This window comes from Pseudomonas sp. GW823-FHT04A03, from assembly GCF_058796615.1.
Map to the genome: position 1 here is coordinate 35336 of NZ_JBXAIV010000015.1, position 14120 is coordinate 49455.

Below are 14120 nucleotides of genomic sequence, written 5' to 3' on the forward strand. Positions count from 1 at the left end.
TCGTTACTTCAGCTCAGCCAGAAACTTCAGCAGCGTGTCGGTCACAAACGGCGGATTCTCCAGATTGGAGATATGCCCCGCCTCCGGCACCAGCACACACGGGCAGCCAATCAGCTCAGCCATTTCCCGTGCTTCCGACGGCGGGCGTGGTTTGTCTTGATCGCCGCAGACTACCAGCGTGGTCGCCGCGTTCAACTCGCGCAGACGCGGCAACAGATCGTCACGGCCAAAGGTGATCCGCCCCATCGGCACGATGCTCTCGCGCAGGCGGTCAGCTGAATAGCCGGCCAGTTTTGCGCGGAAGTCCTGATACAGCGCCGACTCTCGATCAATGCCCGGGCGGAAGAAGATCGGCACCACGATATCCAGCAATTGCTCGGAGATCCCGCCGCTTTCCTCGATTTGTTTGAACAGCGAGAAATAGTACTGGCGGGTTGGATCCGGCTCGACGCCGACGTAAGTGTCCATCAGCACCAGACCGTTGAGCCGCTGCGGCGCCGACAACGCCAGACGCACGCCCCACATGCCGCCGACCGACAACCCGACCAGCGTTACCCGATCGATATCCAGATGATCGAGCAAGGCCAGTGCCTGACGGGCGATGTCGTCCAGCGAAGCGGTGCCTTCAGGCAAGCGCCCGGATTCGCCATGGCCCCACAGATCCAGTGCAATCACCCGATAGTGCGGCGACAGCGCAGCGATCTGCGGCGCCCACATGGCCTGGTCCCACAGGTAGCTGCCGGCCAGCAACACCGCCGGGCCCGTGCCTTGATCAATGTAGTGAAGCGCCTGTCCGTCAACCGTGAAAAAAGGCATCGATAACCCCCGTGGCAAAGAAACTGGAGCCCGAAGACTGAGCGGGCCGGCCTCGGCAGTCAATGATATGAAAGGATTACAAACCCCGAACTGCGACAACGACTACAGAGAAAAACATGTTTTCTGTAGCCGTTGTCGCGGACCGTTTTTTACAGACCCTCCAGCTCCGCCATCAGATCATTGAGACGATCAACCTTCTCCTCGGTAATGTCACTGGCCGCCAGTCCTTCGATGTACCCGGCCAGTTCCTCCACCGTGCTGCACTCGAACATCGCTCGCAGCGGCACGTCCCGTTGCAGAGATTTCTGCACCCGCGAGGCGATCTGCGTGGCGAGCAGGGAGTGGCCGCCGAGTTCGAAGAAGTTGTCACGTACCCCGACCTTCTCGACCTTCAGCACCTGGGCCCAGATATCGGCCAGGGTTTGCTCCAGCTCGTTGCGCGGCGCCAGGTAATCCTGGCTTTGCAACTGGCCGATCTCCAGCGCCGGCAAGGCCTTGCGATCGAGTTTGCCGTTGGCGTTGAGCGGCAACCGGTCGAGCCACAACCAGTGCAGCGGCACCATGTATTCCGGCAGCTCGGCGCGCAGGCGCTGCTTGATCCGCTCCAGACGCTCGCTCTGATTCAGTGCGGAATCTGCGGCCACCAGGTAGCCCACCAGATGCTTGCCGTTGACACCTTCCTGCACACCCACCGCCCCGTCACGGACTTCCGGCTGCTCGTGCAGACGTGCCTCGATTTCACCCAACTCGATCCGGTAACCGCGAATCTTCACCTGATGGTCGACCCGGCCGACGTACTCCAGCACCCCGTCACTGCGGCGGCGCGCCAGGTCACCGGTGCGGTACAGACGCTCGCCCGGTGCACCGAACGGATTCGGCACAAACACCGGCGCGGTGCGCAGCGGATCGCTGACATAACCACGACCGACCCCGGTGCCCGCCACACACAACTCGCCCACCGCACCCAACGGCACCAGATCCAGCGCGCCATCGAGCAAGTACAGCAAGTTGTTGTCGGTCGGCGTACCGATCGGCAGGTAACTGCCGCGAGTCGAGGCCAGGTCGACGCGGAAGAACGCCACGTCGTCCGAGCATTCCGCCGGGCCATAGGCGTTGACCAGACCGATCTCCGGATAACGCAGCAGCCACTGGTGCGCCAGTTCCGGCGGCATTGCTTCACCGGTCGGCAGCATCCAGCGCAGCCCGTCGAGGCTCAGACGATCCGAGGCGAGCATGCCCTGAATCAGCGACGGCACACTCTCCAGCACGGTGATGCCCTGTTGTTGCACATGCACCAGCAAACCTTGCGGATCGTGGGCGATGGTGTTCGGCACGATGTCCACCCGCGCCCCGAACAACGGCGCGGCGAGGAACTGCCAGACCGAAATGTCGAAGCTTTGCGAAGCGGTCTGGGCGATCACATCGGCGTCGCTCAGGTTCAGGTACGGCACCTTGCTCAACTGGTTGTTGAGCATGCCGCGCTGCTCGACCATCACGCCTTTCGGCAACCCGGTGGAGCCCGAGGTGTAGATCACGTAGGCCAGGTTGTCCGGGCCGCTGAAGATGCCCGGATTCGCCGACGACACCGCGCCGGCCTGCACCTCTTCCCACACCAGCAAGCGTGGACGATTGGCGCAGCTGAACTCATCCAGCAAGGTCGTCGCCTGTTCACGGCAAGCTTCGGTGCACACCAGCACCGGCGTGCGACTGAGCTCGATAATGTGTTGCAGACGCTGGCTCGGCAGGCCCGGATCCAGCGGCAGGTAACCGGCACCGGCCTTGAAGCTGCCGATGATTATGCCCAGCAGATCCAGATTACGTTCGCCCAGCAGCGCCACCGGTTGATCCATCTGCACCCCGGCCGCGACCAGTGCATGGCCGAGACGGTTGGCGTTCTGGTTCAGCTCGGCATAGCTCAACTGCTGATCAAGGCAACTGGCGGCAATGCGTTGCGGATGTTGTGCGACCTGCGCTTCGAACAGTTCGACGTAGCTCTGCTCCAGCGGATAGTCGTGCTCACTCTGGTTGCAGCCGTGGAGCAGGAAGTCCTGTTCCTCTTGGCCCAGCAGCGGCAGGTCGGCCATGTCGCCATGGAAGCCATCGACCAACGCCAGCAACAGACGCTTGAACTCGCCGAGCATGCGCTCGATGGTCGACTCGTCGAAGTAACGCTGGTCGTAAGACAGGTGCAGACCGAGGTCGTCGCCCGGGTAGCACACGGCTGTCAGCGGGAAGTTGGTGTGGGTACGGCCCGAGTCCGAGGTCGCGTTGAGGCTCTGCGCACGGTCCAGTACCGAGACTTCCACCGGGGCGTTTTCGAACACGAACAGGCTGTCGAACAGTGGCTGGCCTTTCGGCAGTTCGCTTTGTTCCTGAATGTTCACCAGAGGCAGGTATTCGTACTCGCGCAGTTGCATGTTGCTGTCGAGCAGACCGCTCAGCCACTGACGCACGCTGGCGCGCTGATCGTCCGCCGGGATCTGCACCCGCAACGCAATACTGTTGATGAAAAGGCCGACGGTGCGCTGCATCTCCGGCATTTCCACCGGACGCCCGGCCACGGTCACGCCGAACAGCACGTCGCGATCACCGCTCATGCGGCGCAGCACCAGTGCCCACGCCGCTTGGGCGAAGGTGTTGATGGTCAGTTGATGGGCCTGGGCCAGTTCGCGCAGACGAGCGCCATCCTCGACATTCAGTCGGGTGTAACGGTCGCCGACGATCATGCCGCCGCTTTCGCCGGCGTGTTCACGCAGGAACGGGCGGTCGCTCGGGATCGGCGTGGTGCGCTCGAAGCCTTGCAGATTCTGCTGCCACCACTGGCGCGCTTCGGCCAGGCTCTGGCGTTGCAGCCAGCCGATGTAATCGCGGTAACGCGGCGGCACTGCCAATTGTGCTTCGCGACCTTCGCCCAGCGCGGTGTAGATCTCGAAGAAATCATTCATCAGCAGCGAGCGGCACCAGGCATCGATCAGGATGTGGTGGTTGCTCATCATGAACCAGTAACGCGCCGCACCGACCTTGATCAGGCGCAGGTGGAACGGTGCCTGATTGAGCAGATCGAACCCGGCCTCGCGTTCGGCTTTGAGCAGCGCTTGCAGCTTCGGCTCCTGCTCGGCGTCAGCGATGGCGCTCCAGTCCAGGTACTCGATCGGCGTGCGACCCGGTGTGTGGATCACTTGCAGCATGTCTTCGCCGACGTTCCAGCAGAACGACGCACGCAGCGCTTCATGTCGGGCGACCACCGCTTGCCACGCCTGGGCGAAACGCTCGGGATCGAGTTCGCTGTTGATGCGGTAGCGATCCTGCATGTAGTACAGACCGGTGCCCGGTTCGAGCAAGGTGTGCAGCAGCATGCCTTCCTGCATCGGGGTCAGCGGGTACACGTCTTCGATGTGCGCCGCCGGCACCGGCAGTGCGTCAAGTTGCGCCTGGGTCAGTTTCGCCAGCGGGAAGTCCGACGGCGTCAGACCACCGGCCTCGTCCTGCAGGCAATGTTCGATCAGGCTCTGCAACTCGCCGACATAGGCGTATGCCAGCTCGTTGATGGTCTGCGCGTCGTACCGTTCGGCGCTGAAGGTCCAGCGCAGCAGCAGTTCCCCGCCGTACACCTGACTGTCGACGCTCAACTCGTTCGGCAGCGGTGCGTGCGGATCGTGGGCCGCGCCGACCGATTCATCCAGCGGACGGAACAGCGCGTCACTGCCGAAGCTCTGGTCGAACTGGCCGAGGTAGTTGAAGGTAATCGGTGCGTTCGGCAACGCCGCCATGCTTTGACGGCTGGCGTCATCGGCGAGATAACGCAGCACGCCATAGCCCAGACCTTTGTGCGGCACGGCGCGCAGTTGTTCCTTGATCGCCTTGATCGAAGCGCCCTGCCCGGCAGCCTCTTCGATATTGTGCGGGGTCAGGCGCAGCGGATAAGCGCTGGTGAACCAGCCGACGGTGCGGGTCAGGTCGATCTCGTCGAACAGGGTTTCGCGGCCGTGGCCTTCCAGTTGAATCAGTGCCGACGGCTGACCGCTCCAGCGGCACAGCACGCGGGCCAACGCGGTCAGCAACAGATCGTTGACCTGCGTGCGATAGGCGCTCGGTGCCTGTTGCAGCAGTTGCCTGGTGCGCTCGGCATCCAGACGCACGCTGACGGTTTGCGCATGGCGATTCTCGCGACCGCCCTCAGGACGTTCGCACGGCAAATCAGCAGTCGGGCCGGCCAGTTGCGCTTGCCACCAGCTCAGTTCTTCACGCAGGGATTCGCTGCCGGCGTAAGCCTGCAAACGCGCCGCCCAGTCCTTGAAGGCGCTGGTTTTCGCCGGCAGTTTCACCGACTGATCGGCGTCGAGTTGGCGATACACGGTTTGCAGATCGTCGAGCAGAACCCGCCACGACACACCGTCCACCACCAGGTGATGGATCGCGATGAACAGTCGTTGCTGAGCGTCCGGCCCATCGACCAGTACGGCGCGCAGCAGCGGGCCTTGGGCTAGGTCGAGGCTGCGCTGGGCATCGGCGAACAGCGCGGCGCACTTGTCCATCGACGGCACGCGAACCTGCCACAGCACGGCGGCATCGGTGACCGGTTGATGGGTCGCCTGCCATGCGCCATTGGACTCGGTGAAGCGCAGACGCAGGGCGTCATGCTGCTCGATCACCGCCAACAGAGCTTGCTCCAGACGATGAGGTTCCAGCGCAACCGTCGGCTCCAGTAGTAACGCCTGGTTCCAGTGCTGACGCTCGGGAATCTCGGTGTCGAAGAACCAGTGCTGGATCGGTGTCAGACGCGATTCGCCCGTCACCAGACCTTGCTCGGCGGTCACGGTTTCACTGCGGCTGGCGACAGCGGCCAGGGTCTGCACGGTCTGGTGCTGGAACAGATCGCGCGGACTGAAGTGAATGCCCTGCTGCCGCGCCCGGCTGACCACTTGAATCGACAGGATCGAGTCGCCGCCCAGTTCGAAGAAGTTGTCGTTCAGACCCACCTGCTCGACGTTGAGCACTTCGCACCAGATCTGCGCCAGGGTCTGCTCCAGCTCGTTGCTTGGCGCCACGTAATCCTGACGATTGAGCTCCGGATCCGGCGCCGGCAAGGCGCGGCGATCGAGCTTGCCGTTGGCGGTCAGCGGCATGCTCGCCAGCAGGATCAGATGGGTCGGCACCATGTAGTCCGGCAGTTGCGTCTTCAGGTGCGCCTTGAGAGCTTCGCGCAGTTCGGCTTGCTCGGCTTCGCTTCGCGAAGCGACCTCGGTCACCAGATAGCCGACCAGTTGCTTGCCGCTTGGCGCATCCAGCGCCAGCACCACCGCTTCGCGGATCGAGTCGTGATCGAGCAGGCGGGTTTCGATCTCGCCCAGTTCGATGCGGAAACCACGGATCTTCACCTGATGGTCGATCCGCCCGAGGTATTCCACCAGACCATCGGCGCGCTGGCGCACCAGGTCGCCGGTGCGGTACATGCGCCCGCCATCGGCGGCAAACGGGTCGGCGATGAAACGTTCGGCAGTGATGCCTGCACGCTCGTGATACCCCACCGCCAGACCGGCGCCGCCGACGAACAATTCACCGGTCGCGCCTTGCGGCACCAGCGCCAGATCAGCGTCGAGGATGTACGCCACGCGATCACCGATCACGCTGCCGATCGGCACACTGCCGGCGCCCTCCTCCAATACTTCCGGCGCGAGACTGGCCAGCGGCATGACCACGGTTTCGGTCGGGCCGTAGGCGTTGAAAAACAGGCTCGGTTTGAACGCTGCGCGAATCCGTTGCAGGTGTTCGCCGGTCAGCGCTTCGCCGCCGGTGATGATCATGCGCACCGGCAGGATGTCGTTTTGCGTCGCGAGGAACTGCGCCAACTGGCTGCCGTAGCTCGGGGTGAAACCGAGAATATTGATGTGATGCTCGCGGATCAGGCCGCAGATTTCCTCCGCGTCCCACTGACCCTGCGCACGCAACACCACCTGCGCACCGCTGAGAAGCGGCACCAGCAGACGCTCGGTGGCGGCGTCGAAGTTGATCGAATAGAAGTGCAGTTCGCAGTCGTCCGGACGCATGCCGAAGCGTTCGATCACAGCCTGGCAGTGCATGGCGATTTCACCGTGGGACACCACCACACCTTTCGGCTTGCCGGTGGACCCCGAGGTATAGATCAGGTACGCCTGATGCTGCGGCAGGCTGATGAACGGCAGCTCGGTGGCCGGGTAATCGGCCAGCGCGGCGCTGTCGTCTTCCAGGCACCAGCGCGCCACGTTCGACGGCAGTTCGCCGAGGGCTTTGAACATCGCCCGGTCGCTGAGCAGCAGGCCGACGCCGCTGTCTTCGATCATGTAATGCAGGCGGTCGAGCGGATATTCCGGGTCCAGCGGCACGTAGGCGCCGCCGGCCTTGAGAATCGCCAGCAGGCCGACGACCATTTCCAGCGAGCGCTCCAGCGCCAGACCGACCCGCACTTGCGGGCCGACACCGCGTTCACGCAGAGCCCAGGCCAGACGGTTGGCGCGGGCATCGAGTTCGGCGTAGCTCAGGGTCTGCCCGGCGAAGGTCAGGGCCGGTGCGTCTTTGCGCGCCAGCGCCTGCTCGGCGAACAGGTGATGAATGCACTGGTCGAGACGACGCTCGCCCGGCTCGACGCCAAGGCTGTCGAGCAATTGCTGTTGCTCAGGCGCATCGAGCAGCGGCAGTTCGCTGAGGCGTTGCTGCGGGTTGGCGATCAGCGCTTCCAAAAGGTTGCGCCAGTGCTTGGCCATACGCGCAATCGTCGGCTCGTCGAACAGATCAGTGCTGTAGGTCAGGCAGCAACCAAGGCGATGGTCGAGGTCGGTGACTTCCAGGTTGAGGTCGAACTTGGTCGCCCGCGCATCGTTGGCCAGGTACTCGACAGTCATGCCGGCGAGCATGCGGCTCTGCTGGAATTCCCAGCGCTGCACGTTGCACATCACCTGGAACAACGGGTTGTAAGCGGCACTGCGCGGTGGTTGCAGCGCTTCAACCAGATGATCGAACGGCAGATCCTGATGGGACTGGCCTTCAATCACGGTGTGGCGCACCTGCTCGAACAACTCGCCGACCGACATTTGGCCTTCGAGCTGGCAACGCAGCACTTGGGTATTAAGGAACGCACCGATCAGCCCTTCGCTTTCCGGACGGATACGGTTGGCCACCGGCGCGCCGATGCGCAGATCGGTCTGGCCGCTGTAGCGGTAAAGCAAGGTCGCGAGGGCGGCGGTCATGGTCATGAACAGGGTCAGACCGTTCTGCGCGTTGAACGCCCGGACCCGTGCGGCAAGGTCATCGCTCAGGTCGAAACGGAACAGCTCGCCCTGGTGACTTTGCACCGGTGGACGCGGACGGTCGCCCGGCAGTTCCAGCAGCGGATGTTCGCGGCCCAGTTGCGCGGTCCAGTAGTCGAGCTGACGCTGACGCTCGCCGGACTCCAGCCAGTTGCGCTGCCACACGCTGTAGTCGAGGTACTGCACCGGCAGCGGTTCCAGCGGCGACTCACGATCGTCGACGAACGCTTCATACAGCGCGCTGAGTTCACGGGCGAAGATGTCCATCGCCCAGCCTTCGGTGACGATGTGATGCAGGGTCAGAACAAAGTAGTGCTCCTGCTCGGCGGTCTTGACCAGGCAGGCGCGCAGCAGCGGGCCGGTCTCCAGATCGAACGGCAGGTGCGCTTCGTCGTCAGCCAGTTGCTGGACTTTCTGCTCGCGCACATCGGCGGCGAGTTTCGAGAAATCCTTCCAGTCCATGCGCACGCCGGTCTCGGCATGCACCTGCTGACGGGCCACGCCGTCGACACTCGGGAACGTGGTGCGCAGGGTTTCATGGCGCAGGATCAGCGCTTGCAGCGCCGCCTCGAAACGCCCGACATCCAGCACGCCCCGCAGGCGCGCCATGCCGCCGACGTTGTACGCCGGGCTGTCCGGCTCCATCTGCCAGAGGAACCACATGCGCTGCTGCGAGTAGGACAGCGGCACCGGTTTGCTGCGATCAACCTTGTCGATCGGCGGCTGTTTGTTGGTGCGGCCGCTGGCCTGGATCTGGCGGATCTGTTCGGCGAAATCACCGAGCTCGCTGTGTTCGAACAAGGCACGCAGCGGCAACTCGACGTCACAGGCCTGACGGGTGCGGGAAATGATTTGCGTGGCCAGCAGCGAGTGACCGCCGAGGGCGAAGAAATCGTCGCGCAGGCCGACCTGTTTCAGGCCCAGCACTTCGCGCCAGATTGCAGCGATCTGTTGTTCCAGTTCAGTCACTGGTTCGACGTGTTCACGCACCTGCCATTGCGGCTCGGGCAAGGCGCGGCGGTCGAGTTTGCCGCTCGGGCTCAGGGGCATTGCGTCCAGGCGCATCAGTTGCGCCGGGACCATGTATTCCGGCAGCTCGGCAGCCAGTGCGGTTTTCAGGCGCGAGATCTGCGCGTCCTGATCTTCACTGGCATCAGTGGCGGTGAAGTAGCCGATCAGTTGCGGACCAGCGACGGTTTCGCGCACCAGCACGGCGGCCTGCGCCACGCCGTCCTGAGCCAGCAGACGCGCTTCGATTTCTTCCGGCTCGACGCGGAAGCCGCGCAGTTTGACCTGCTGATCGAGACGGCCGAGGTATTCGATCACGCCATCATTCGTCCAGCGTGCGCGGTCACCGGTGCGGTACAGACGCGCGCCCTGCTCGCCCAGCGGATCGACCACGAAACGCTCGGCGGTCAGCGCCGGACGGCCGAGGTAACCACGAGCCAGACCGATGCCGCTGATGCACAGTTCACCCGGCACACCGGCCGGCACTGGGTTGAGATCGCTGTCGAGCACGCGGCAGACCACGTTGCCCAGCGGACGGCCAATCGGCGAACGCTCGCCATCCGCCACGCTGCAATGCCAGTGAGTGACGTTGATCGCGGTTTCGGTCGGGCCATAACGGTTGTGCAACTGCACCGCCGGCAGTTGCGCCAGTACGCGGTTACGCAATTCCGCCGGCAGCGCTTCACCGCCGGAGAACACGCGCCGCAGGCTGGTGCATTCGGCGCTCAAAGGCTCGTCGATAAACAGCGAAAGCAGCGGCGGCACGAAGTGCAGCGTGGTCACGCCGTACTGCTGAACCAGCTGCGCGATGCGGTGCGGATCGCGGTGTTCGCCGGGGCCGGCGATCAGCAGGCGCGCACCGGTGATCAGCGGCCAGAAGCATTCCCACACCGACACGTCGAAACTGATCGGTGCCTTTTGCATCAGCACGTCGGTGTCGTTCAGGCGGTAGGTGTTCTGCATCCATTGCAGACGTTCGGCCAGTGCCGCGTGAGTGTTGCCCACGCCTTTCGGCTGGCCGGTGGAGCCGGAGGTGTAAATCACGTAGGCGAGATTGTCGCCGTGCAGGTGCAGGCCCGGTGCCTGGCTCGGCCAGTTCTCCAGGTGCAGGGTGTCCATGGCGATCACGCTGACGCCTTCGCTGGCCGGCAGACGATCCAGCAATGCAGTCTCGGTCAGCAGCAGTTCGACGCCGCTGTCGTTGAGCATGTAGGCCAGACGATCGGCCGGGTAATCCGGGTCCAGCGGCACGTAGGCGCCACCGGCCTTGATGATCGCCAGCAGACCGATCAGCAGTTGCGGCGAACGCTCGGCGGCGATGGCCACGCACACGTCCGGGCCGACGCCTTTGTCGCGCAGGTAATGGGCGAGACGGTTGGCCTGGGCGTGCAGTTCGGCGAAGTCGAGGCTGCCGCCGTCCCACACCAGCGCGGTGCGATCAGGGGGCTGTCGTGCTTGTTCATTCAGCAGTTCCGGCAGCCATTGTTGCGCCGGTGTGCACGGGGCGACGCTCCATTCGTTTTGCTGAGTGTGTTCGGCGGCGGTCAGCAGTTGCAGGTCGCCGATGGTTTGCTCCGGGCACTCGCAGACTGCACGCAGCAGGTTGCTGAAATGCTCGGCGAGGCGCTCGATGGTCGCGGCGTCGAACAGCTCATCGGCGTAGTCGAAGGACAGCGTCAGGCGACCGTTTCGGTCTTCCTCACTGTGCAGTTGCAGATCGAACTTGGCCTCGCGGCTGTGCCACGGCAGTTCTTCGGCGAGCAGACCCGGCAGACGTTTGAGTGCGCTCAAGTCACGCTGCTGGTGGTTGAACATGACCTGGAACAGACCTTGTTCGCGGGCCTGCGGGAAGGCTTCGAGCAGTTGTTCGAACGGCAGGTCCTGATTCGCCTGGGCACCGAGTGCCGCCTGACGGGTTTGCGCCAGCAGCTCGGTGAACGGCAGACGCGAATCGACGTCGGCGCGCAGCACCTGGGTGTTGATGAAGAAGCCGATCAGGCCTTGGGTTTCCAGACGCGGACGGTTGGCGTTCGGCACACCGATGCGGATGTCGCGCTGGCCGCTGTAGCGATGCAGCAAACTCTGGAAGGCCGAGAGCAACAGCATGAACGGCGTGGATTGATAGGCCTGGGCCGTCTGGCGAATGGCATCGCTGAGGCTGATACCCAGGCGAACGCTGTGGCGGGCGGCACTGTGTTTTTGCTTGGCAGAACGCGGATGGTCAGTCGCCAGTTCCAGGGTGGGATGCTCATCACCCAACTGCGCTTTCCAGTAAGCCAGTTGCCGTTCGCCCTCGCCTTGCGCCAGCCATTGGCGCTGCCAGCTGCCGTAGTCGGCGTATTGGGTTGGCAGCGGCGCCAGTTCCGCGCGCTGGCCTTGGGAAGCGGCGGCGTACAGGCGCGAGAACTCGTCGATCAGCACGTTCAGCGACCAGCCGTCGGCGATGATGTGGTGCATGGTCACCAGCAACTGGTGGTCTTCGTCGTCGAGGCGAATCAGCGTCACCCACAGCAGCGGACCTTTCTCCAGATCGAACTGGGTGCGGGCTTCGTCTTCGCGGATCTGTTGTGCGCGGGCTTCACGTTCGCTGGCCGGCAGGTCGCTGATGTCGATCAGTTGCAGGTTGAACTCACCCGCCGCTTCGACCTGTTGCAGCGCCACGCCGTTGCGTTCGAAGAAGCGCGTACGCAGGGATTCGTGGCGCTCGATCAGTTGCTGGAAACTGGCGCGCAGGGCGTCTTCGTCCAGTTCGCCACGCAGACGCAGGGCGCCGGGAATGTTGTAGGCGCTGCTCTGTGGGTCGAGCTGCCAGGTGATCCACAGACGGTTTTGCGCCAGGGATTGCGGTAGTGCTTCGTTGCGCGACAGTGCGGTGATTTCGCCTTGGGCGCTGCCGCCGTCCTGTTGCTGTTGCGCCACGGCGGCGGCGAATGCGGACAGGGTCGGTGCTTCGAACAGCAGACGCAGGTTCAGCTCCAGGCTCAGCTCTTCGCGAACCTTGGCAATCACTTGGGCGGCGGCAATCGAGTTGCCACCTAGCAGGAAGAAATGGTCGTCGGCGTTGACCTGTTTGACGTTGAGTTGCTCGGCCCAGATCTTGCCGATCAACGCTTCCAGTTCGGAGGCGGACGCGGTCGACTCGCTGGTTTCAGCGGTGGCCGAAGGGAACACCGCGTAGCTGTCGAGGCTGCCGTCGGCCAGACGATTGCGGCAGGCCGAACGCTGCAACTTGCCGCTGGAGGTCTTCGGCAGCGCGCCCGGATTGAGCAACACAACCACGCTCGGTGCTTCCTGATACGCCTCGGCCACGGCCTGGCGAATGGCTTTGATCAATGCTTCAGGCGGGAGGATTTTCTGCACGCTGCGGCTGATTTCCGCAGCGATGCCGATGCCTTCTTCGCCATTCTGATTGACCGCGAACGCGGCGACGCGGCCCTTGCGCACCACCTCAACTTCGTTCTCGACCGTTTTCTCGAGATCCTGCGGATAGAGGTTGTGGCCGCGCACGATCAGCATGTCTTTCAGGCGACCGGTGATGAACAGTTCACCGTCGCGGATGAAGCCCAGGTCACCGGTGCGCAGCCAGGTCTGGCCGGCGTGCTGGACGAAGGTCTTGGCGCTGGCCTCGGGGTTGCGCCAGTAGCCGAGGGCGATGCTCGGGCCGGTGGCCCAGACTTCACCGACGGCGTTGTCGGCCAGTTCTTCGAGGGTGTTCGGCTCGACGACCAGCACCGCATGATCGGGCTGGCTGATACCGCAGCTCATGATCGAGCTGCCCTCGCCCGCTTCGGCGCGATTCTGTGCCAGGGCCTGATCGTCGACGCGCAGTGCTGGAATCCCTTTGCCACGCGGTGTACCGGCGACGAACAGGGTCGCTTCGGCCAGACCGTAGGACGCCATGAAACTGCTTTCGCTGAAACCGCACGCGGTGAACTTCTCGGCGAAGCGCTCCAGGGTGTCGAGACGGATCGGTTCGGAGCCGGAATAGGCGACGCGCCAGCGGCTCAGGTCGAGACGCTCCAGCGCCGACTCGCTGACCCGCTCGCTGCACAGACGGTAGGCAAAGTCAGGCCCACCGCTGATGGTGCCGCCGTACTGGCTGATCGCTTCAAGCCAGCGCAACGGCCGGCCGAGGAAGTACGCCGGCGACATCAGGATGCACGGCACGCCGCTGAAGATCGGTTGCAGCAGACCGCCGATCAGGCCCATGTCGTGGTACAGCGGCAGCCAGCTGACGATCACGTCGTCCGGGTTCACGTCGATGCCGAAGCCGTGACGGATCAGCAGTTCGTTGGCCACCAGATTGCCGTGGCTGACCTGCACGCCCTTGGGCAGCGCGGTGGAGCCGGAGGTGTATTGCAGGAAGGCGATGTGGTCTTGCGGCAAGGTCGGTTCGACCCAGCGTTCGGCCAGCGAAGCGTCGAGGGTATCGACGCACAACAGCGGCGGCGCGCCTTCGATTTGCTGCAAGGCGTCGCGCAGGTCGGCGCTGGTCAGCAGCAGACGCGGCTCGGCGTCGGCGATAATCGACAGCAGGCGTTCCTGATGGTGACGCTTGGCGGATTCCGGCGGGTAAGCCGGCACCGCGATCACGCCCGCGTACAGGCAACCGAAGAAGGCCGCGACGTAATCCGGGCCACTCGGGAACAGCAATACCGCGCGATCACCGAATCCGGCCTCGGCCTGCAACGCAGCGGCAATCATGCGCGCGCGCTGATCGAGTTCGCGATAACTGAGCACCACAGCCTGTTCCTCGGTTTCGGCGAGAAAGCGCAAGGCCAGCCGATCCGGCGTCAGGGCCGCGCGGCGCTGGAGGGCTTGGACCAGAGTGCTGGGGAGTTCGAACGCGTCGGTCATGAGGTTTCCTGCCTGAATTCGGCTTGCTGGTGGAATCGGGTTGGCTGCGGCATGCCCGTGCAAGGCATGCGGGACACGGTCTTCGCCGACCGTGCAAGGCATTGGAATGCGGTAGGTCCGGGGCTGCGTACCCGGATCCATTCACCAATGAGAACG

The 14120-nt window shown here is 63.9% G+C and carries 2 protein-coding genes; both read right to left on the reverse strand.

Annotated elements, in window-relative coordinates:
* Positions 1-3: 3 nt before the first annotated feature.
* Entirely contained in the window at positions 4-816 is an 813-nt protein-coding gene (locus AC1Q9F_RS26410; protein WP_207983528.1) for an alpha/beta fold hydrolase, read from the reverse strand.
* A 149-nt stretch (positions 817-965) separates the two neighbouring features.
* A complete protein-coding gene (locus AC1Q9F_RS26415) occupies positions 966-13964 on the reverse strand; it encodes a non-ribosomal peptide synthetase (RefSeq protein ID WP_492621284.1) in 12999 nt (4332 codons plus the stop codon).
* Between the last annotated feature and the right edge of the window lie 156 nt (positions 13965-14120).